Annotated in this window: 24 protein-coding genes; 23 read left to right on the top strand and 1 reads right to left on the bottom strand. The window is 67.1% G+C overall.

What is annotated here, in order from left to right; translation table 11 throughout:
• From AB1346_03180 to AB1346_03200, 5 genes are all read left to right on the top strand, one after another.
• A partial coding sequence (locus AB1346_03180; GenBank protein ID MEW6719431.1) for a hypothetical protein occupies positions 1-318 on the top strand: 318 nt, incomplete at its 5' end.
• Complete coding sequence (locus AB1346_03185; protein MEW6719432.1) at positions 300-734, top strand: hypothetical protein; 435 nt, start codon at positions 300-302, stop codon at positions 732-734. The genes AB1346_03180 and AB1346_03185, both read left to right, overlap by 19 nt.
• Before the next feature lie 39 nt (positions 735-773).
• Positions 774-1,070 carry a hypothetical protein gene (locus AB1346_03190; GenBank protein ID MEW6719433.1) on the top strand — a complete coding sequence of 99 codons (297 nt, stop codon included), beginning with the start codon at positions 774-776 and terminating at the stop codon, positions 1,068-1,070.
• On the top strand, positions 1,067-1,351 hold the full coding sequence (locus tag AB1346_03195; protein MEW6719434.1) for a nuclear transport factor 2 family protein: 285 nt from the start codon (positions 1,067-1,069) through the stop codon (positions 1,349-1,351). The genes AB1346_03190 and AB1346_03195 overlap by 4 nt, the downstream gene beginning before the upstream one ends.
• A gap of 1 nt (position 1,352) precedes the next feature.
• Positions 1,353-2,456 carry a DUF362 domain-containing protein gene (locus AB1346_03200; protein MEW6719435.1) on the top strand — a complete coding sequence of 368 codons (1,104 nt, stop codon included), beginning with the start codon at positions 1,353-1,355 and terminating at the stop codon, positions 2,454-2,456.
• Between the two features lie 10 nt (positions 2,457-2,466).
• On the opposite strand, the gene AB1346_03205 is transcribed toward AB1346_03200, so the two are convergent.
• Entirely contained in the window at positions 2,467-4,356 is a 1,890-nt protein-coding gene (locus AB1346_03205) for an ATPase, T2SS/T4P/T4SS family (protein MEW6719436.1), read from the bottom strand.
• Between the two features lie 213 nt (positions 4,357-4,569).
• Between AB1346_03205 and AB1346_03210 the strand changes: the two genes are divergently transcribed.
• The 18 genes from AB1346_03210 to AB1346_03295 all read left to right on the top strand — a co-directional run.
• Positions 4,570-4,770, top strand: coding sequence for a hypothetical protein (locus AB1346_03210; protein MEW6719437.1), 201 nt, complete (start codon positions 4,570-4,572; stop codon positions 4,768-4,770).
• 106 nt (positions 4,771-4,876) lie between these two features.
• Entirely contained in the window at positions 4,877-5,758 is an 882-nt protein-coding gene (locus AB1346_03215; protein MEW6719438.1) for a M23 family metallopeptidase, read from the top strand.
• 48 nt (positions 5,759-5,806) lie between these two features.
• Positions 5,807-8,347 (top strand): preprotein translocase subunit SecA, encoded by a 2,541-nt coding sequence (gene secA / locus AB1346_03220; GenBank protein MEW6719439.1) that lies wholly within the window; start codon positions 5,807-5,809, stop codon positions 8,345-8,347.
• 1 nt (position 8,348) lies between these two features.
• Complete coding sequence (gene argJ / locus AB1346_03225; GenBank protein ID MEW6719440.1) at positions 8,349-9,554, top strand: bifunctional glutamate N-acetyltransferase/amino-acid acetyltransferase ArgJ; 1,206 nt, start codon at positions 8,349-8,351, stop codon at positions 9,552-9,554.
• A gap of 175 nt (positions 9,555-9,729) precedes the next feature.
• Entirely contained in the window at positions 9,730-10,548 is an 819-nt protein-coding gene (gene rpsB, locus AB1346_03230; protein ID MEW6719441.1) for a 30S ribosomal protein S2, read from the top strand.
• A gap of 31 nt (positions 10,549-10,579) precedes the next feature.
• Positions 10,580-11,500: a translation elongation factor Ts gene (tsf, locus tag AB1346_03235; protein MEW6719442.1), complete on the top strand. Its 921-nt coding sequence runs from the start codon at positions 10,580-10,582 to the stop codon at positions 11,498-11,500.
• 33 nt (positions 11,501-11,533) lie between these two features.
• Positions 11,534-12,259, top strand: coding sequence for a UMP kinase (pyrH, locus tag AB1346_03240; protein ID MEW6719443.1), 726 nt, complete (start codon positions 11,534-11,536; stop codon positions 12,257-12,259).
• A complete protein-coding gene (frr, locus tag AB1346_03245) occupies positions 12,256-12,813 on the top strand; it encodes a ribosome recycling factor (protein ID MEW6719444.1) in 558 nt (185 codons plus the stop codon). Before pyrH ends, frr begins: the two co-directional genes overlap by 4 nt.
• A gap of 5 nt (positions 12,814-12,818) precedes the next feature.
• Complete coding sequence (locus AB1346_03250) at positions 12,819-13,577, top strand: isoprenyl transferase (protein ID MEW6719445.1); 759 nt, start codon at positions 12,819-12,821, stop codon at positions 13,575-13,577.
• 2 nt (positions 13,578-13,579) lie between these two features.
• Positions 13,580-14,401, top strand: a complete 822-nt coding sequence (locus AB1346_03255; protein MEW6719446.1) for a phosphatidate cytidylyltransferase — start codon at positions 13,580-13,582, stop codon at positions 14,399-14,401.
• A complete protein-coding gene (gene dxr / locus AB1346_03260; protein MEW6719447.1) occupies positions 14,392-15,573 on the top strand; it encodes a 1-deoxy-D-xylulose-5-phosphate reductoisomerase in 1,182 nt (393 codons plus the stop codon). Before AB1346_03255 ends, dxr begins: the two co-directional genes overlap by 10 nt.
• Positions 15,570-16,634 carry an RIP metalloprotease RseP gene (gene rseP / locus AB1346_03265; protein MEW6719448.1) on the top strand — a complete coding sequence of 355 codons (1,065 nt, stop codon included), beginning with the start codon at positions 15,570-15,572 and terminating at the stop codon, positions 16,632-16,634. The genes dxr and rseP overlap by 4 nt, the downstream gene beginning before the upstream one ends.
• Complete coding sequence (gene tsaB / locus AB1346_03270; protein ID MEW6719449.1) at positions 16,631-17,296, top strand: tRNA (adenosine(37)-N6)-threonylcarbamoyltransferase complex dimerization subunit type 1 TsaB; 666 nt, start codon at positions 16,631-16,633, stop codon at positions 17,294-17,296. The genes rseP and tsaB overlap by 4 nt, the downstream gene beginning before the upstream one ends.
• Before the next feature lie 81 nt (positions 17,297-17,377).
• The gene (locus AB1346_03275; protein MEW6719450.1) at positions 17,378-17,566 is read left to right on the top strand and encodes a YdcH family protein; all 189 of its coding nucleotides are present in this window, start codon (positions 17,378-17,380) and stop codon (positions 17,564-17,566) included.
• 114 nt (positions 17,567-17,680) lie between these two features.
• Positions 17,681-19,375, top strand: a complete 1,695-nt coding sequence (ilvB, locus tag AB1346_03280; GenBank protein ID MEW6719451.1) for a biosynthetic-type acetolactate synthase large subunit — start codon at positions 17,681-17,683, stop codon at positions 19,373-19,375.
• A 13-nt stretch (positions 19,376-19,388) separates the two neighbouring features.
• Positions 19,389-19,865, top strand: coding sequence for an acetolactate synthase small subunit (ilvN, locus tag AB1346_03285; GenBank protein ID MEW6719452.1), 477 nt, complete (start codon positions 19,389-19,391; stop codon positions 19,863-19,865).
• 49 nt (positions 19,866-19,914) lie between these two features.
• A complete protein-coding gene (gene ilvC, locus AB1346_03290; GenBank protein MEW6719453.1) occupies positions 19,915-20,934 on the top strand; it encodes a ketol-acid reductoisomerase in 1,020 nt (339 codons plus the stop codon).
• 13 nt (positions 20,935-20,947) lie between these two features.
• Positions 20,948-21,504: phosphatidylserine decarboxylase (locus AB1346_03295; GenBank protein MEW6719454.1), on the top strand; the 557-nt coding region annotated here is incomplete at its 3' end.

Below are 21,504 nucleotides of genomic sequence, written 5' to 3' on the forward strand. Positions count from 1 at the left end.
TCCATGCTCCTGTCGCTGACGATCTTCTTCCTGTCCGGACGGAACATGGCCATGCTGTACGCCTCCCAGTACATCTCCTACGCGATCGTCGGAACGGTGATCGGATACTGGGCCGGCTGCGTGCCCTGGATCACCCTCATGGTGATCGTTTCCGCCACGACCGGGAAGGCGGTCTACAAGCTCCTCGCGGGGCAGGCCGGCTCCTACGGCTCGCCGGAGTTCCTCACCCGGCTGGGGGCGTGGGGGCTGCTGGTCTGCACGATCTTCGCGTTCTCGTATTTCGGTGCGAAGATAAAGTCATGGCGGATCCCACGATAGAGATATTGTTCCCGGCCGTCTTCCTCGCCGTGTTCGTTCCGTTCGCGGCGGGGCTTTACCATGTCTTGAAGAGGATCGGCGCGTGGCCGGTGCTGGCGCGGTCCTATCGATACGCCGGGCCTTTCCGGGGGACGATTCTAAAGTGGAGGCCGGTCCGGCTGAACCGGAAGCGGATGCCGGTCAACCTGGGGATCGACCGCGCGGGGCTGTGCCTCGAGCAGCCGTTCGTATTCGGCGTCGGGAACGGGCGGCTTTTCATCCCCTGGGAAGACGTGGAAGTCGCGGAAGGACGCCCGTCCGTCTTCGGGACCGTGAGGATCCGCTTCCGGAAGGCGCCCGGCGTCACGCTGCACGTTTCCCGCCGGCTGGGCCTTCGCATCGCGGGAGCGTCGATTGACGCCGCTTCCGCGGCGTAATACCTTGCCGAAAAGCATGGAAACCGGAGACGAGGGGAAATGGAAGACAGGTCGCCATGGAGCATACTGATCGCCGAGCTGGCGTACTTCATCACCGTGATGCTGGGGATCGGCGCCGGCTACCTCTTCTGGAAGATCAACGTCGTGCCCCGCTACAAGGATGCCGCCGCGGCGGCCGGCGAATTCTATTCCTGGCCGCTCCTGCTGGCGATCGTGTTCGCCATGGTGGTGGTCTTCCTGTTCACCCTGCGGCGGATCCTCGTGAAGCTGAAGATACTGACCAGGGAGGAATCCTTTAAATACCTCTGGTCGAGGAGCTGGTACATCAAGGGATGAAACCGACGAATCGCGATATCGTGGAGCGGTACATCTCAGCCTACAACCGCCGGGACACGGACGCCATGCTGGAGCTGTTCGCCGAGGACGCGCTGTTCGAGTCGGTGTCGAACACGGGCGGCATCGCCCGGACGGAGAACCGGGAGCAGCTCCGGGAGCTGGCGCTGCAGACCGTCGACTGGTTCGCGGAGAGGCGCCAGAGCGTCACGGGATGGGTCGATGGCGGGGACGAGGTCGCCGTCGAGATCTCCTTCTGGTGCCGGCTGGCGGATTACATGTAGCATGGCCGCGACCGTCAGCCTCGTCCGGACGCAGCGCGGGATCCGGGAAGCATTGATCGATGCGCTCGACCGGATCGGAGGGCTCGGCCGTTTCGTCGGCCGGGGCGACCGGGTCCTGCTCAAGCCCAACCTGAACGGGATGGACGGATACACCGACCGGGCGATGACCGGGGCGCTGATCGAGCTTCTGATCGACCTGGGGGCCGGCGGGATCTGCATCGCCGAGTCGACCTTCGGCGACGCGGAGGCGACGGACCGGTATTTCCACGAGACCGGCTACGTCGCGCTCGCGGCGAGGTACGGCATCCCCCTGCACAACCTGAACCGCTCCGAGGCGGTCGAGGTTCCGGTGAAGGAGCCGCTTGCGCTCGAGCGGCTGCCGGTCGCCCGGGAGTTCTTCGAGGCGGACCGGATCGTCAACCTCCCCAACATGAAGGTGCATTACGCCACCGGGATCACGCTCGCCCTGAAGAACATGAAGGGGTTCCTGGTCGGCGACGCGAAGCGGCGCTGCCACGACGCGGGGCTCGACCATGCGATCGTCGACATCAACAACACGCTGCGGCCGCACCTGAACGTAGTCGACGCAATTTCGTGCATGGAGCGGATGGGTCCCCGCGGAGGGGATCCCGTGCGGCTCGACCTGGTCATGGCGGGCGGCGACCCGGCCGAGGTGGACTGCGTCGGATGCGCGGTCATGGGATACGCGATCGACGAGGTGCGGCACCTGAAGGCGATCGTCGATTCGCGCGGAATCGACCCTGAGGGGATCGTGACGGCGGGGGAGCGGGTCGAGGACGTCCGGCGGCCGTTCCGCAGGGTCGCGGTCGAGGAGCTCGTGCCGGCGAATTTCCGGGTCCGGGGCCGGAGCGCCTGCAGCTCCTGCGTGAACGCCTTCCTGCTGGCCTGCAGGCACATGGAGACCGCACCGGCGGGTCCGGTGGAGGTGTTCATGGGGACGGCCGTCGAGGAAGTCGAGGCCTCCGGGGCTTTCCGGATCGCGTTCGGGAACTGCTGCCCGGGCGACCTGGCGTGCGAACTGCGGATCCCCGGCTGCCCTCCGATCCCTTACGCGCTGAACGAGCGGCTGAAGAAGGGCGGGTAGCGCAGGCGCATCAAGGCTGGCTGAACGACCTCCTGCGCTCCTGTTTCAGCAGGTCGAACCGGCAGTAAGGGCAGAATTTCCACTCCTGCGACAGCGTCTTCCTGCAGCCCGGGCAGGAAGAGACGACGGAATAGCCGCAGGTGGGGCACATGATGAACTCCGCTTCCAGCGGCGTGGCGCAGTTCGGGCATGCGGACGCGAAGTCCGAGTCGGTCTCCACCACCCGGAACACCTCGTCCGCCGAGGTGATGCCGGCGACCACCTTCTCCAGCGCGTTCCTTCCCAGCGTGACCATGCCTCTCGACAGCGCCGCCTGCCGGATCTCGTTCTCCGTCGCGTTCGACGCGATCAGGTCGCGGATCGGCTGGGTGAACACCAGGATCTCGTAGATCCCCGTCCGCCCCTTGTACCCCGTGCCGTTGCACGCGGGACAACCTTCGCCGCGGTACACATGCGTGCTGGGCTTCAGCCCCAGCCGCGCGATCTCGCGCTCGGAGGGGAGCTTGTGGACTCTGCACTTCGGGCAGATCGTCCGGACCAGGCGCTGCGCGACGATGCCGACGATCGTGGTGGCGATCAGGTAGGAGGGGATCTCCAGGTCGCGGAGCCGGGTGATCGTGGCCACGCAGCTGTTCGTGTGGATGGTGGAGAACACGAGGTGCCCGGTGAGCGCGGCCTGGACCGCGATGGATGCCGTGTCCCCGTCGCGCATCTCGCCGACCATGATGATGTCGGGGTCCTGCCGCAGCAGCGCCCGCAGCATCGAGGGAAAGGTCAGCCCGATCTTCTCCTGCACCGCCACCTGGTTGATCCCGCCCAGCTCGTACTCGATCGGGTCCTCGATGGTGGTGATGTTCTCCTGGACGGTCTTGATCTTGTTCAGGATCCCGTATAAGGTAGTCGTTTTTCCCGAGCCGGTGGGGCCCGTGACGAGGATGATCCCCTGCGGCCGGGAGATGATCTCCTCCATCGTGGCGAGCTCGCCGGGGTTCAGCCCCATCGCCTCGAGCGGAATGGCCGCGTTGGCGGAGTCGAGGATCCGGATGACCACCTTCTCCCCGAAGTTGGCGGGCACGGTGGAGATCCGCAGATCCAGGCTTCTTCCCCCGATGCGGACGCCGATCCTGCCGTCCTGGGGAAGGCGTTTCTCGGCGATGTCCATCTTCGCCATGATCTTCACGCGGGAGATGACAGCGCCCTGGACCCATTTCGGGAGGTCCATTGTCTTATGGAGAAGACCATCGACCCGGTTTCGGATCTGGAGGGCAGTTTTCGTGGGCTCGATATGGATGTCTGATGCGCCGTGCTCCGCCGCTTCCGCGATGATCAGGTTGACCATCCGGATGACCGGCGCAGCCTCGGATTTCTTCCGCAGGTCCTCGACGTCCCGGCTGTCGCTCTCCATCTGCTCGCCGACGACCTCCACCATCCGCTCGTCGGCGATGTCCTTGACGATGGTGGTGAGAGACGATCCGAGGTGGTAGTGCTGGTCGATCGCCCAGAGGATGTCGGTGCGGGTGGCGAGGAACGGCTTGATGGTGTATCCGGAGGCGAACCGCACGTCCTCGAACGCCTCGAAGCTCAGCGGGTCCGCCATCGCGATGTGGAGTTCCTTGTGGTCGATGGAGATGGGGACGATCAGGTGCTTGCGCGCAACCTTTTCCCCAATGAGTTCGGTGGCTTGCGGCTCTACGGGGGTGTTCTGGAGGTCGATCAGCGTTATGCCGAGCTGGGAGGAGAGGGCCTGCGCGATCTCCGATTCGGAGGCGAGACCGAGGGATACGATGACTTCCCCGAGCTTCCCGCGCTTCGACCTTTGTTCCGACAAGGCTTTGGTGAGGTCCTGTTCGGATATCAGGCCGGAATCGACGAGGAACTCGCCTAGCCGCTTCTTTGCCATATCGCCCGCACTCCAACGCGCTTCGGAAGGCGCCCGGAAACATCATAAGGGGTAGAAGGCCGCGACCGCAATATCAAAGTGATACGGGGAGTTTTTATTATATCGCAAGGAACTTAATAAACGGATGACGGCGGATATCTTGTGAAACCGCGCCTGCGGCAAGGCATCGTAAGGGCAGGACGGAGCAGGGCGGAAACCGAAAGGAGTGAACCGATGAAGCCAACAGGGAGCACGAAGGAGAACCGGATGAAGTGCCCCCGTTGCGGTGGAGCCATGGTGTTCGAGCGGTTCCAGGCGACGATGGAATTGTTCTATGCGTGGCGCTGCGTGAACTGCGGCGAGATCATGGATTCGGTGGTCGCGAAGAACCGCGAGCTCGACCGGGCGCAGAAGAAGAAAGCCGTCGGCGAATAGCATCATAACCCGTTGAAACAGAATCCTGTTTGCTTGCGTTGACATTCCCGCGGCGGGTGTGTTAGTCTGCCCTCCCAAATCCTGACATCCGGGGGCCGACGGGTTGGTGCGCGAGCAACAGCTGATCACGATCCGTGTCGGGTACGCCGGGCGGAATTTCGGGATCCGCCTCGGGCGGACCGCCGTGATCTCCGTCGCGGTTGCGGCGGCTGCCGTTTTCGTCCTCCTGACCCAGGGGATCTACGACATCCGCGACAACCTGTCCAAGCTCCGGGAATTGCGGTCGCTGCGGGAACGGGTTTCCGAGCAGGAGCTCGCGCTCCACGGGCTCCACGCCAAGTTCGAGGGGCTGGTGGCGGAGGTCGACCGGTTGCGTTCCATGGATAACCGGCTGAAGTCGTTGGATATAAACAACAATCCCGTGGGCGCCGGGAGGCGCTCCGGGATCGGCGGCGGAGAGACGCCCGAGGCGTCCGCGGCCGGCCGGATCGACCTGATTCTCGACCGGGAGTTCGATCGGCTGAAGAAGGACGTGCTGGTGCAGGTGACGAACCTCGACCTGCTCGGCGAGCGGCTCGAGGCCCGGCGCACTTTCCTCGAAAGCCTCCCAAAGGGATGGCCGGTCCGGGGAGTCCTGTCCTCCACGTTCGGCGTGAGGAATTCCCCGTTCACCGGCACGCCCGTCTTCCATCACGGGCTGGACATCGTCACGGGACTCGGGACCGCGGTGTCCGCAACCGGGCCGGGCACCGTCGTGAAGAGCGCCTTCGAGGCGCTGATGGGAAACGTGATCGAGGTGGATCACGGAGCGGGGTACCGCACGGTCTACGCGCACCTTTCCTCCCGGTCGGTCGGGGAGGGAGCTTCCGTGAGCCGCGGCGACGAGCTGGGGAAGGTGGGCGCCACGGGGCGCGCCACCGGCCCGCACCTTCATTACGAGGTCCGCGTCGACGGGCTCCGGGTCAATCCCGCGCGCTTCCTGAATTAACGAATCCACCTGCAGCTCCGGCAAGGCGATAACGGGGGACTCTGCCCGATGATAGGCGATTTCCTGAAAAAGATCTTCGGCACGCACAACGAGCGGACCCTTGCGCGGATCCGCCCCGTCGTGGACAGGATCAACTCCCTGGAGGCGGAGCTGCTTCCGCTCTCCGACGACCGGCTCGCCGCGAAGATCGCGGAATACAAAGAGCGCGCCGCCAACGGCGAGACGCTCGACGACCTCCTCCCCGAAACGTTCGCCGTCGTCCGGGAGGCGGGCCGGCGCGTCCTCGACATGCGGCACTTCGACGTCCAGCTCGTCGGCGGCGTGATCCTCCACGAGGGGCGGATCGCCGAGATGCGGACCGGCGAGGGGAAGACGCTCGTCGCCACCCTGCCCATCGTGCTGAACGCGCTGACCGGGCGCGGCGTCCACCTGGTCACGGTGAACGACTACCTGGCCAAGCGCGACGCCGAGTGGATGGGAAGGCTGTACCGGTCCCTCGGGCTGTCCGTGGGCGTCATCGTCCACGGGATGGACGACGCGGAGCGGCAGGCGTCCTACCGCTCGGACGTCACCTACGGGACGAACAACGAGTTCGGCTTCGACTACCTGCGGGACAACATGAAGTTCCGCCTCGAGGACATGGTCCAGCGCGAGCTGCACTACGCGATCGTGGACGAGGTCGACTCGATCCTGATCGACGAGGCGCGGACGCCGCTGATCATCTCCGGCCCCGCGGAGGAGTCCACCGACCTGTACACCCGGGTCAACTCGGTGATCCCGTACCTGAAGAAGGACGCCGACTACAAGGTCGACGAGAAGGCGCGGCAGGTGCACCTGACCGAGGATTCGGGAATCCCGAAGCTCGAGCGGCTCCTGACCGTCGACAACCTCTACGAACCCCGCAACATCGAGATCCTCCACCACGTCAACCAGGCGCTGAAGGCGCACGTGCTCTTCCACCGGGACGTGGACTACATGGTCAAGGACGGCGAGGTGGTCATCGTCGACGAGTTCACCGGCCGCCTGATGCCCGGCCGGCGCTGGTCCGACGGGCTGCACCAGGCGGTGGAGGCCAAGGAAGGGGTCAAGATAGAGAACGAGAACCAGACGCTGGCGACCATCACCTTCCAGAACTACTTCCGCATGTTCGAGAAGCTGGCCGGCATGACGGGCACGGCCGACACGGAGGCGGCGGAGTTCCAGCAGATCTACAAGCTGGGCGTCACCATCATCCCGACGAACCAGCCGATGATCCGGGAGGACCTCTCCGACCAGATCTACCGCACCGAGAAGGAGAAGTTCCATGCGGTGTTCGAGGAGGTGAAGGCGCTGCACGAGGATGGGCGCCCGGTTCTGGTGGGCACCGTCTCCATCGAGAAGTCCGAGCGCGTCTCCGGGCTGCTGACCCGGCACGGCATCCCGCACAACGTGCTGAACGCGAAGCACCACGAGAAGGAGGCGCAGATCATCGCGGAGGCGGGGCAGCCGGGAAAAGTGACCATCGCGACGAACATGGCCGGCCGCGGCGTCGACATCAAGCTGGGGGAAGGCGTCGTCGGGAAGGGCGGGCTCCACATCATCGGCACCGAGCGCCACGAGTCGCGCCGGGTGGACAACCAGCTCCGCGGGCGCGCGGGGCGCCAGGGCGACCCGGGCTCCTCCCGCTTCTTCCTCTCCCTGGAGGACGACCTGCTCCGCATCTTCGGCTCCGACCGGATCTCGCCGATCATGGAGAAGCTGGGGATGGAGGAGGGGGAGCCGATCGAGCACCCTCTCATCAACAAGGCGGTCGAGAACGCCCAGAAGAAGGTCGAGGCGCACAACTTCGACATCCGGAAGCACCTTCTCGAGTACGACGACGTGATGAACAAGCAGCGCCAGGTCATCTACGAGCTGCGCCGGGAGGTGCTCGGGAGCGACGACCTGCGCGGGATGGTGGCGGAATTCACGGAGGAGACCGCCGGGGCGCTCGCCGGGACGTACTCCGACGAGAAGACGCGTCCCGAGGAATGGGACTATGAGGGACTGAAAACCGCCGTTGCCGCGCAGTTCGGATATCGCCTCGAGATCCCCGAGGAGGAGCGGTTCTCCCTGACGCCCGAGGCGCTCGCAGACCGGATCCGGGACGGGGCGACGGAGTTCTACAAGCGGAAGGAGGCGGAGTACGGCGCCGACGTGATGCGCTACTTCGAGAAGATGTTCCTCCTTTCCACCGTGGACGCCCTGTGGAAGGACCACCTGCTGTCGATGGACCACCTCAAGGAGGGGATCGGCCTGCGGGGGTACGGGCAGAAGGACCCGCTGAAGGAGTATCAGCGGGAGGGGTTCGACATGTTCTCCGACCTGGTCGACCGGGTCAAGGAAGAGGCCTTGAAGCGGCTCTACAACGTGCGGGTGCAGCGGGAGGAGGAGGGGGCGAAGGTCGCGGCCCCGGCCCCCGGACCCCGTCGGGTTTCGCTTTCGGGCGGCGACATCAAGCGCGCGGGGGAGACCACCCAGAAGCGCCAGGGCGTGAAGGTGGGCAGGAACGACCCCTGCCCCTGCGGGTCGGGGAAGAAGTACAAGAAATGCTGCGGAAAGGAGGCGTGAGATGGGCAACGGGGCGAAGTCCGGCGGGATGATCGTCGTTCCGGGGTTCCGCGCCGCCGGGACCGCCTGCGGGATCAAGAAGACCGGCAAGCCCGATCTCGCGCTGGTGGTTTCCGACCGTCCCTGCGTCTCCGCGGCGGTGTTCACGAGGAACAAGGTGGCGGCGGCGCCCGTCGTCTGGGGCAGGTCGCTGCGGGGCCGGTCCCGGATGCGCGGGATCCTGGTCAACAGCGGCAACGCGAACGCCTGCACGGGAGAGGAAGGGCTGCGGGCGGTGCGGGAAACCTCCCGCGCGGCCTGCGCGGCGATCGGGCTGCCCGACGGCTCCCTGCTGATCGGCTCCACCGGCGTCATCGGCGTGCAGCTCCCGGTCGGGAAGATCGTCTCGGCCGTCCCGGGTCTCGTCCGGAGACTCTCCCCGGACGGCATCCCGGCGGCGGGCGAGGCGATCCGGACGACCGACGCCTTCCCCAAGCGGGGGGTGCGCTTCGTCCGCATCGGCGGCCGGCAGGTCACCATCGGCGGGATCGCGAAGGGCGCGGGGATGATCGCCCCGAACATGGGGACGCTGCTCGCATACGCCTTCACCGACGCCGCCCTCGCGCCCGCGGATGCCCGGCGGGTCCTGAGGGAGGCGGTCGACTCATCCTTCAACCGGATCGTGGTGGACGGGGACACGAGCACGAACGATACGGCCGCCCTCTTCGCCAACGGCGCCTGCGGGCTGCCGCCGCTGTCGGGGAAGGATCTTGCAACGTTCAAGGACGCGCTGGGTTCCCTGCTGCTCGATCTCGCCCTGATGATCGTCCGGGACGGCGAGGGGGCGACGCGGGTCGTGAAGATCGAGGTGACCGGGGCGCGGACCGACGCGGACGCTGAGCGGGTCGCCCGCGCGGCGGCGACCTCTCCCCTCGTGAAGACGGCGGTCTACGGGGCGGACATCAACTGGGGGCGGGTGATCGCCGCGGCGGGAAGGGCGGGGATCCCGCTGGACCCCGCGAAGATCTCGATGCGGTTCGCCGGGGAGGAGGTGCTCCGGCGGGGGATGCGGCCGGATCCCGCGGCGGAGCGCCGCGCCGCCCCGAAGATCCGCAAGGAGGCGTACGCGATCCGGGTCGACCTCGGAATCGGGAAGGGGAGCTCCTTCCTCTATTTCTCCGATCTTACGCAGGAGTACGTGCGCATCAACGCAGGATACCGCACCTGATCCGGCTCGGTTGCAGTTCCCCGGGCGTCCGTGCTATATATGCTTGCTTGGCTTCGAGTTATCACCCACGGGCGGCAGGACTCTCCCCGGGGTGCCCCGCATCGGGCGGGGTGGATGGGGAGGGGCTAAAGCGCCCGGAGGACCAACCCCCGGATCCAAAGGAGGAACGAACGGCATGGCGAACGGGCAAAGCTCCGTGATCACGATGAAACAGCTTCTGGAAGCGGGCGTCCACTTCGGCCACCAGACCAAGCGGTGGAACCCGAAGATGAAGAAGTACATCTTCACCGCCCGCAACGGGATCTACATCATCGACCTGCAGCAGACGGTGAAGATGTTCCGCGCCGCCTACGACACGGTCCGCACGATGGCCGCCGAAGGGAAGACCATCCTCTTCGTCGGGACGAAGAAGCAGGCGCAGGAGGCGGTGGAGGAGGAGGCGCGCCGGGCGAGCGCCCCGTACGTCAACCAGCGGTGGCTCGGCGGGATGCTCACGAACTTCACCACGATCCGCAAGAGCCTCGACCGGCTGCAGAAGCTGTCCGAGATCGGCACCGACGGGACGGCCGAGCGGCTTCCGAAGAAGGAAGTGATGAAGCTCGAGAAGGAGCGGGTGAAGCTGGAGAAGATCCTGGGCGGCATCCGCGAGCTGCGGCGCCAGCCCGACGCCCTGTTCGTTGTGGACCCGTCCCGGGAGCAGATCGCGATCCTCGAGGCGCGGCGGCTGCAGATCCCGATCATCGCCATCGTCGACACGAACTGCGACCCGGACCTGGTCGACCACGTGATCCCCGGCAACGACGACGCGATCCGCGCGATCAAGCTGTTCCTCTCCAAGATGGCCGACGCGATCATCGAAGGGAAGGCGGTCTACGCAGAGAAGAACGCCTCGAAGGGGGACAAGGAATCGGAGACCCCCGAGGTCACCGTCTCCCTCATCTCCACCGAAGACGAGGAAGAGGCCCCCGCGGCGCCCGAAGGCGCGGCGGAGTAGGCAGACACACTTATTCAGGAGAGCGAACGGCATGGAAATCACTTCCGGAATGGTCAAGGAGCTCCGCGAGAAGACGGGCGCGGGGCTGATGGATTGCAAGGCGGCGCTCGCCGCGGCGGGCGGCGACATGGAGAAGGCGATCGACAACCTGCGGACGAAGGGGCTTGCGGCCGCGGCGAAGAAATCCTCGCGGATCGCCTCCGAGGGGCTGGTGTGCGCCCACGTCGAGGGAAACTCCGGGACGCTGGTGGAGATCAACTGCGAGACCGATTTCGTGGCCAAGACCGACGAGTTCGCCGGGCTGGCGGCCGAGATCGCGGCGCTGGTGAACCTGAAGAACCCCAAGGACGTGGACGAGGCGCTGCTGCTCGCGACGAACGGCGGCAACCTCGGCGAGAAGCTCACGGAGAAGGTGGCAAAGATCGGCGAGAAGATCTCCTTCCGACGCTTCGTCCGGTTCGAGCTGTCCGACGCGGTCCCCGGCGTGGTCGTCCCCTACATCCACGCGGGCGGGAAGATCGGGGTGCTGGTGGCGCTCGAGGGCGCCGGTCCGAAGAACGCCGAGACGGCCGCGCTGGCCAAGGACCTGGCGATGCAGGTGGCGGCGGCGAGCCCGGCGTACGTCAGCCGGAAGGACGTCCCCGCCGAGGTGGTGGAGCACGAGAAGTCGATCTACCGCGAGCAGGCGAAGGCCTCCGGCAAGCCCGACAAGATCCTCGACAAGATCGCGGAGGGCAAGCTCGAGAAGTTCTACGGCGACTTCTGCATCCTCGAGCAGGCGTTCATCAAGGATCCCGACCGGAAGGTCGGGCAGCTCCTCGCGGAGGCAGGGAAGGCCGCCGGGACGGAGATCCGGCTGAAGTCCTTCGCCCGGTTCCAGGTGGGCGAGGGCATGGAGAAGCGGTCGGACGACCTGGCCGCGGAGGTCGCGAAGCAGATCGGGAAGGGGTAGGAAACCGGGCCGTCCCGCGCCGCGGAGGTTCCCGTGCCGAAACCGTCGTACCGCCGCATCCTGCTCAAGCTCTCCGGGGAAGCCCTCATGGGGAGGCAGGCGTACGGGATCGACGAGAAGATCCTCGCCGGCCTGGCGGAGGAGATCCGCGAGGTGACGGAGCTGGGCGTGCAGGTCGCCCTGGTCATCGGCGGCGGGAACATCTTCCGGGGGATCGGCTCCAGCCGCGCCATGGGGATCGAGCGGGCGTCCGCCGACTACATGGGGATGCTGGCGACGGTCATCAACTGCCTCGCGCTCCAGGAGGTGCTGGAGCGGTCCGGGGTGGACACCCGGGTGCTTTCCGCCATCGAAATGCGCGCGATCGCCGAGCCCTACATCCGCCGGCGCGCCCTGCGGCACCTGGAAAAGGGGCGGGTGGTGATCTTCGCGGCGGGGACGGGGAACCCCTACTTCACCACCGACACCGCCGCGGCGCTCCGCGCCATGGAGATCGGCGCCGACGCCATCTTCAAGGCGACCAAGGTCGACGGCGTGTACGACCGCGACCCGATGGCCGACCCGAAGGCGAGGAAGTTCTCCCGCCTCAGCTACCTCGACGTCCTCCGGAAGAAGCTCAAGGTCATGGACGCCACGGCCATCTCCCTCTGCATGGACAACGGGCTGCCCATCGTGGTGTTCAACCTCACGCGGAAGGGGAACATCCTCAAGGTCGTGACGGGAGAGAAGATCGGCACGGTCGTGCACGGAGGGAAATGATGGAAGCGTTGATCAAGGAAACCTCCGCCCGCATGGAGCGGAGCATCGAGGCCTTCAGGAAGGAGCTGGGGAAGGTGCGCACCGGGCGCGCCTCCTTCTCCCTGCTCGACGGCGTCAAGGTCGACTACTACGGCACGCTCACGCCGCTCCAGCAGGTGGGCACGCTCTCCGTGCCCGAGAGCCGCCTGATCACGATCACCCCGTGGGACACGAAGATGATCGGACCGATCGAGAAGGCGATCCAGGGAGCGGGGCTGGGGCTGAACCCGTCGAGCGACGGGAAGGTCGTCCGCATCCCCATCCCGCCGCTGACCGAGGAGCGGCGCAAGGAGCTGGCGAAGGTCGTCCGGAAGATGGCCGAGGAGGCCCGCGTTGCCGTCCGGAACGTCCGCCGCGAGGAGATCGAGAAGCTCAAGGAGAAGGAGAAGAAGAAAGAGATCGCGGAGGACGCCGTCAAGCGGGGGCAGGAGCGGATCCAGAAGGAGACCGACGCCTTCGTCAGGAAGATCGACGACATCCTCAAGGCCAAGGAACAGGAGATCCTGGAAGTCTGAAGCGGATGAACCCGGGAGGAGGAGGAAGCGAAGGCGTTTCCCTGCCAAGGCACGTCGCCATCATCATGGACGGCAACGGCCGCTGGGCCAGGCAGCGGGGACTGCCCAGGGCCGAGGGGCACCGCATGGGATCGCGTGCCGTCCGGGAGGTCGTGGAGTGCGCCCGGGAGCTCGGGATCCCCTACCTCACCCTGTACGCCTTTTCCGTCGAGAACTGGGGGCGGCCCGAGACCGAGGTGCGCACCCTGATGTCGCTGCTGCAGGAGTTCCTGGTGAGCGAGCTTCCCCTGATGCGGAGGCACGGGATCCGGCTCCGCGTCATCGGGGAGCCGTCCTCCCTGCCCGCGCCGGTCCGGCGGATCCTCGACCGCACGCTGGCCGCCACCGGGAAGAACACCGAGATGACGCTGACGCTGGGGCTCTCCTACGCGGGGCGCAACGAGATCGTCCGCGCGGCCCGCGCGATCGCCGCCGACGCCGCCGCGGGGAAGCTCGAGCCGGGAGCGGTGACGGAAGAGACCTTCTCGGGGCGCCTCGACACCGCGGGGATGCCCGATCCCGACCTCGTCATCCGCACCAGCGGCGAGCAGCGGGTCAGCAACTTCCTCCTTTGGCAGTCCGCCTACGCCGAGTTCGTGTTCACGGACGTCCTCTGGCCCGATTTCGGAAAGACCGACTTCCTGCGGGCGCTGGAGGAGTATTCCCGCCGCAACCGGAGATTCGGCCTGACCGACGAGCAGGCCGGGACCCCGCCGGCGAAGTGACGATGCTGACGAAGCGGGTCGCCACCGCCGCCGTCCTTCTCCCCCTCGTGATCGGTTCCATCCTGTGGTCCGGGAAGCAGCCGCTCGGCTGGCCCTTCCTGCTCCTGTGCGGCGCGGCGGCCGCGCTCTGCGCGTATGAGCTGTTCCGGATGTTCGCGTGGGAAGGGCGGGACCTTGCGGCGGGGGTCGCGCTCGCGGCGCTGGTGTACCTCTCCGCCACGGTCCTGCCGGCCGCGCTCTCCCTCCCGGCGGTCCTGCTCTTCGCGGTGCTGGCCGTCCTCCACCCGCTGCCGGGGGCGGACGACATCGGGGCGAAGACGCTGCGGGCGGCGATGCTGGTCCTCGGCGCGGTCTACGCCGGCGGGCTCCCCGCGATGTACCCCATGACGCTGGCCCTCCCCCGCGGAGAGCACTGGGTGCTCCTGGGGATCCTCACCGTGTCGGCAGGGGACACCCTGGCCTACTTCACGGGAAGGACGCTGGGCCGCCGCAAGCTCGCTCCCGCGCTTTCCCCCAACAAGACGGTCGAGGGCGCCGCCGGCGGGCTCGCGGGAAGCGTCGCCTGCTCCGTCCTGTACGCCCACTGGCTCCTCCCCGGCGTCCCGGCGTGGTACGTCGCGCTGGCGGGGGCGGCCGTCGGGGCCTTCGGGCAGGGGGGAGACCTCTTCGAGTCGCTGCTGAAGCGCGCGGCGGGGGTGAAGGACAGCGGGACCGCGCTTCCGGGGCACGGCGGGATCCTCGACCGGGTGGACGGGATGCTGGCGGCGGCGCCGGTCCTGTACCTGGCGGCGGCTTTCGCGTCTCTGGTGGAGTCGTGGAGTTGAGGCGCCGCGGCGTCGTCGTGCTCGGAGCCACCGGCTCCGTGGGCCGGAACGCGCTCGACGTCATCTCGCGCTTCCCCCGGCGCTTCCGCGCGACCGCCCTGTGCGCGGGAAGCAACCACCGCGCGCTGGCGGCGCTGGCCCGCCTCCATCGGCCCGACGCCGTCTGCCTTTGGGAGGGAGACGCGGCGGCGCTCCGGAAGGAGCTTCCCCGGGGAACGCGCATCCTCGTCGGCGAGGAGGGAATGACGGAAGCCGCGTGCGCCGGCAACGCCGACATCGTCCTCGCGGCCGCGTCCGGCATCTCCTGCATCCGGCCCGTGATCTCGGCGGCGGAGGCGGGGAAGCGGATCGCCCTGGCGAACAAGGAGCTCCTCGTGACGGCCGGCAAGTTCCTGACCGCCGCGGCGAAGCGGGGCGGGGCCGAGATCCTGCCCGTCGACAGCGAGCACTCCGCGGTGTTCCAGGTCATCGGGAGGAACCGGCGGGAGGACATCCTCCGCGTCATCCTCACCGCGTCCGGAGGGCCGTTCCGGAACCACACCGTGGAGCAGATGCGCTCCGTCACGGTCACGGAGGCGCTGGGGCATCCCGTCTGGCGGATGGGCGCGAAGATCTCCGTGGATTCCGCGACGCTGATGAACAAGGGGCTGGAGGTGATCGAGGCCACATGGCTCTTCGGCCTCCCTCCCGGACGGATCGACGTGGTGATCCACCCGCAGTCGGTCATCCATTCGATGGTCGAGTTCCGCGACGGCTCCGTGCTCGCGCAGATGGGAATTCCCGACATGCGGATCCCGATCGGCTACGCCCTCGGCTACCCCGATCGGCTGCCGCTGGAACTGCCGCGTTTGCGGCCGCATCGAATGGAGGGATGGGGGTTCGAGGCTCCCGACCGGAAGAGATTTCCGGCCCTGTCGCTCGCCTACGCGGCCGCGGAAACCGGGGGGACGGCCCCCGCGGTGCTGAACGGCGCCAACGAGGAAGCGGTCCGGGCGTTCCTTTCCCGCCGGATCGGTTTCACCGACATCGTCCGCGTCGTGGACCGAGTGATGTCCGGCTGGGGCGGGTCGTTCGCCGCGAGGAGCCTGAAGGACGCGCTCGCCGCGGACGCGCTCTCCCGGCGCGACGCGCGGGAAAGGATCAACAGGACCAGGAGACCGTTTCCATCATGATCTATTTCCTTTCGTTCATCGTCGTCCTCGGGATCCTCATCTTCGTGCACGAGTTCGGCCACTTCATCGTCGCCCGGAAGCTCGGGGTGGGGGTCACCAAGTTCTCCTTCGGCTTCGGGCCGAAGCTCTTCGGCGTGCAGCGGGGCGAGACGGAATACCTTGTCTCCGCGATCCCCCTCGGGGGGTATGTCAAGCTGATCGGGGAGAGCGACACCGACGATGTGCCGCCCGAGATGGCGGCGCGCTCCTTCAGCGCCAAGCCCACCTGGGTGAAGATGGCCGTCGTCGCCGCCGGGCCCGCCGGGAATCTCCTCTTCGCCGTCATCGTGTTCTGGATCGTCTTCCTCGGCGGCGTGCCGTCGCTGACGACGAAGATCGGGGACGTGGTGGCCGACACCCCGGCTGCGCGCGCCGGGATCCTGAAAGGGGACGTCGTGGCGCGGGTGGACGGGACGCCGGTGAAGAGCTGGGAGGAGCTGGCGGCCCGGATCCGGCAGGGCACCCCCGGCCGGCCGCTCGTCTTCACGATCGTGCGGGACGGGAAGGAGCTCGAGATCCCGGTGGCCCCCGTGATGCGCGAGGGATTGAGCGTCTTCGGTGAGAAGGTCTCGGAGCCGAAGGTCGGCATTGCCGCGGGGCAGGAGGTGGTCTACCAGGAGATCGGCGTGGGGGCGGCGTTCGTGCGCGGCGTGGCGGAGACGGGGAAACTCGTTCACCTCACGGCGCTGACGGTCGTGAAGCTGGTCACGCGGGTCCTGCCCTCCGATACGCTGGGGGGGCCGATCCTCATCGCCCAGATCGCGGGGGACCAGGCGCGGCAGGGGATCTCCCCGTTCGCCTATTTCCTGGGGCTGTTGAGCGTCAACCTGGGCATCCTGAACCTCCTGCCGATCCCGATCCTCGACGGGGGGCACCTCGTCTTCTTCGCGGTGGAAGGGGTGCTGCGCCGGCCGATCTCGCAGCAGGCGCGGGCGGTGGCGCAGCAGGTGGGGCTGGCGCTCATCCTCATGCTGACCGCGCTCGTCTTCTACAACGACATCGTTCGGCTGTTGTCCCGGTGATCCTGGCAATAGAAACCGCGACGCCGCACGGGAGCGTGGCGCTGGTCGAGGGCGGGGCGGTCGCGGCGGAGAGCTTCCTTCCGGAAGGGAGGCAGGCGTCCGAGACCGTACTCTCCGCCGTCTCGGCCCTCCTCGAAACCCGCGGCATCGCCGCTCCGGCCGGCATCTCCTGCGTGGCGGTCTCGGCGGGACCCGGCTCGTTCACCGGGCTTCGTGTGGGAATGGCGGCGGCGAAGGGGTACGGCTTCGGGTGGGGATTGCCGATCGCCCTCGTGCCGACGCTGGAGGCGCTTGCATCCCGGATCCCGGCGGAAGGGCGGATCGTCTGCCCCGTCCTGGACGCCCGGAAAAAGGAGGTGTACGCGGCGCTCTTCCGGCGGGAAGGAGGCGCCCTCTCGCGCCTGACGCCCGACCTGGCGCTCCCTCCCGCGGCGCTGATCGACCGCCTCCCAGGGGAGGAGATCGTCCTCTGCGGCGATGGGCTGAAACCTTTCGGGCCGATGTTCGCGGACCGTCTCGGGGGCCGGGCGATGTATGTTGAAGGGGCGGCGGGGCTGCCGTCGGCCGGCGCGGTGGGGATCCTGGGCGAGCGGGCGTTCCTCGCGGGGGGCGCCGTCGACCCGCGGGCGGCGCTCCCGTCGTACACCCGCCTACTCCTTTGATTGTCCTGAGTTATCTGGTATGCTGTACTACTCCATTATCGAGCGACGGAGGTGCCGATGGGCCAGAGTCAGGAAGAGAAAATGGCCGGCCTGATCGCCAAGGATCCGGAATTCAAGGCGCTGGTCGAGGAGCACCGCCTCCTCGACGAGAAGCTGAAGGAGCTGGATCGGAAGGTATACCTCCTTCCCGAGGAGGAGCTGGAGCGGAAGCGGCTCCAGAAGCTGAAACTCGCCCGGAAAGACAAGATCGCGCAGATCCTGGGCTCCTGACCCTGTGCCCTCCGGGGCGTTCCCGCGACGTTATAAGGGTACCCCGGCAGGCTCCACGGGACGGCTTTACCATCCCCATCGCGGGCCGCTTCGGAACGGCGGGAGGTTGACCATATGCAGATGACCGGCGCGGAAATCTTCGTCAGGACCCTTGCGGACCTCGGGGTGGAAACCGTCTTCGGCTATCCGGGCGGCGCGGTCCTGCACATCTACGACGCGCTGTTCCAGCACACCAAGGTCCGGCACATGCTGTGCCGCCACGAGCAGGGGGCCGTTCACATGGCGGACGGCTACGCCCGGGCCTCCGGAAAGACGGGGGTGTGCCTCGTGACCTCGGGGCCGGGGGCGACGAATACCGTCACGGGGATCGCCACGGCCTACATGGACTCGATCCCGATCGTCGTATTCTCCGGGCAGGTGCCCACCCTTTTGATCGGGAACGACGCCTTCCAGGAAGCGGACATCGTCGGGATCAGCCGGCCCTGCACCAAGCACAACTACCTGGTGAAGGAGGCGAAGGACCTCCCGCGGGTGATCAAGGAGGCGTTCTACATCGCCTCCACCGGCAGGCCGGGGCCGGTCCTCGTCGACATGCCGAAGGACGTCCTGGTCTCCAGCGCCCGGTACGTCCTTCCGGATAAGGTCGACGTCCGCGGGTACAAACCCAATTACGAGGGGCACCCGAAGCAGGTGGAGAGCGCCATGCGGATGCTCCTGTCCTCGGAGCGGCCGGTCGTGTACGCGGGGGGAGGGGTGATCCTCTCCAATGCCTCGGCCGAGCTCTCGGAGCTGACGCGCGCCCTTTCCCTGCCGATCACCACGACGCTGATGGGGATGGGGGCCTTCCCGGGGAGCGACCCGCTCTGCCTGGGGATGCTCGGGATGCACGGGACCTACCAGGCGAACATGGCGATCTCGAACGCCGACGTGATCCTGGCGGTGGGCGCCCGGTTCGACGACCGGGTGACGGGGAAGATCGACGAGTTCGCCCCGCACGCGAAGATCGTCCACATCGACATCGATCCCACCTCGATCCAGAAGAACGTGCGGGTCGACGTCCCCATCGTCGGCGACTTGAAGGACGTCCTCCGGAAGATGATCAAGTCGGCGAAGGGCCGGAAGGACGTCGCTGCGTTCCGGGAGAAAACCTCGGAGTGGCGCGAACAGCTCGCCGACTGGGCGAAGACCCACCCGCTCTCCTACAAGCCGGCAAAGGACAAGATCAAGCCGCAGTACGTGGTGGAGCAGATCTACAGGATCACGAAGGGGAACGCGATCATCACCACGGAGGTCGGCCAGAACCAGATGTGGGCCGCCCAGTTCTATACCTACGACAAGCCGCGCACCTTCCTCACGTCGGGGGGGCTGGGGACGATGGGATACGGGCTCCCCGCGGCGATCGGCGCCCAGGTCGCCATGCCGGGCCGCCTCGTCATCGACATCGCCGGAGACGCGAGCATCCAGATGAACATCCAGGAGCTGGCCACCGCGGTGCAGTTCGGCGTCCCCGTCAAGGTGGTGATCCTGAACAACCGGGTACTGGGGATGGTGCGCCAGTGGCAGGAGCTTTTCTTCCAGGGGAAATACTCGGAGACGATCCAGCCCAAGATCCCCGATTTCGTGCTGCTGGCGGAGGCGTACGGCGCGAAGGGGTTCCGTGCGACGAAGACCGAGGAGGTCGCCTCCGTCCTGAAGAAGGGGTTCGCCGCGGAGGGGCCGGTGATCATCGACGTGGAGGTCGATCCGGAGGAGATGGTCTACCCGATGGTCCCCGCCGGGGCGCCGCTGACGAAGATGCTGCTGGTATAAGGAGACCGCCACGATGCGCCACACGATATCCATCCTGGTCGAGAACGAGTTCGGGGTGTTGAGCCGCGTCGCGGGGCTGTTTTCCGGCCGGGGGTTCAACATCGAGTCGCTGTGCGTCGCGGAGACGGAGGACCCGCAGGTCTCGCGGATGACGATCGTCACCTCGGGGAACGACCAGATCGTCGAGCAGATCCTGAAGCAGCTCAACAAGCTGATCCCCGTACTGAAGGTCGTCGACTTCACGGGCACGGACACCGTGGACCGGGAGCTCGTGCTGGTCAAGGTGAAGGCGGACAACGACACCAAGCCGGAGGTGCTTCGGCTGATCGACATCTTCCGCGCGAAGATCGTCGACGTGGCGCCGCGCGCGTACACGATCGAGATGACCGGCGGGGAGGGGAAGGTGAACGCCTTCCTGCAGATGCTGCGCCCCCTGGGGATCAAGGACATCGTGCGGACCGGGAAGGTCGCGATCTCCCGGGGGATGTAGGCGCGCGGGGAAGCGCGAAGGAAATCCAACCGAAACGGAGGGAAAGGGCATGGTCACGATGTACCGCGAGCAGGACGCGAAGGCGGAACTCCTCAAGGGGAAGACGATCGCCATTCTAGGATACGGCAGCCAGGGGCACGCGCACGCGAACAATCTGAAGGAGAGCGGCTTCTCGGTGATCGTCGGCGAGATCGTCGGCGGCCCCAACGCGAAGAAGGCGCAGGAGGCCGGCTTCGAGGTCGCGGACGCGGCGACGGTGACGAAGAAGGCCGACATCGTCGTGATGCTGCTGCCGGACGAGCTGCAGGGAAGCATCTACAAGGCCTCCGTCGGGCCGAACCTGCGCAAGGGCGCGTACCTGATGTTCGCCCACGGGTTCAACATCCATTTCGGGCAGATCGTCCCGTCCCCGGATACCAACGTGTTCATGGTGGCCCCGAAGGGCCCCGGGCACCTCGTCCGCGCGCAGTACCTGAAGGGGGAGGGCGTGCCCGCCCTCATCGCGGTGCACCAGGACCCGGCGGGGAACACCAAAGACGTGGCGCTTGCGTACGCGGCCGGCATCGGCGCGGCGCGCGCCGGCGTGATCCAGACATCCTTCCGCGAGGAGACCGAGACCGACCTGTTCGGCGAGCAGGCCGTCCTGTGCGGCGGCGCGACGGCGCTGGTGCTGGCGGGGTACGAAACGCTGGTGGAGGCGGGATACGCCCCCGAGATGGCGTACTTCGAGTGCCTCCACGAGCTCAAGCTCATCGTCGACCTGATGTACGAGGGCGGGATCTCCACGATGCGCTACTCCATCAGCAACACCGCGCAATACGGGGACCTCACCCGCGGCCCGCGGATCGTGAACGAGGAGACTCGCAAGGAGATGAAGCGGATCTTGGAGGAGATCCAGAACGGCTCGTTCGCGAAGGAGTGGATGCTCGAGAACAGCGCGAACCGGCCGGTCTTCAACGCGCTGCAGAAGCGCGGCGAGGAGCACCCGATCGAGGAGGTCGGCCGCCGGCTGCGGGCGCTGATGCCCTGGCTCTCGAAAGGGCGGCTGGTCGACAAGTCGAAGAACTGACGGGGCGAAGCGGATGTTAGCGCCGGAGGGGTGGCCCTTCATTCTGGGGGGCGCGGCGTTCAGCGCCGTGACGGGGTTCCTGTGGCCGCGGTGGATCCCGCTCGCCGCGGCCGGGATCCTGTTCGCCCTGTTCTGCGCCTGGTTCTTCCGGGACCCGGACCGCACGCCTCCGGCCGGGGCCGGGTTCGTCGTGTCGCCGGCCGACGGCAAGGTCGTCTACAGCGGCGAAGTCCCGCCGGGCCGGTACATGGGGACGGCGGGGAAACGGGTCAGCATCTTCATGTCGCCGCTCGACGTGCACGTCAACCGTGCTCCGGTGTCCGGGCGGGTGGCCGCGGTGCGGTACCACAAGGGAAAGTTCCACGTGGCCAACGTGGAGAAGGCGTCGCTGCTGAACGAGCAGAACGGCGTGACGATCGCCACGCCGGAGGGGCGCGAGGTGACGTACGTGCAGATCGCGGGGTGGGTCGCGCGCAGGATCGTGTCCGACGTGCGGGAAGGGGGTGCGGTCCGGCAGGGAGAACGGGTGGGGCTGATCCGCTTCGGGTCCCGCGTAGACGTGTACCTCCC

This window comes from Thermodesulfobacteriota bacterium (genome assembly GCA_040758155.1).
Lineage (GTDB): Bacteria > Desulfobacterota > Deferrimicrobia > Deferrimicrobiales > Deferrimicrobiaceae > UBA2219.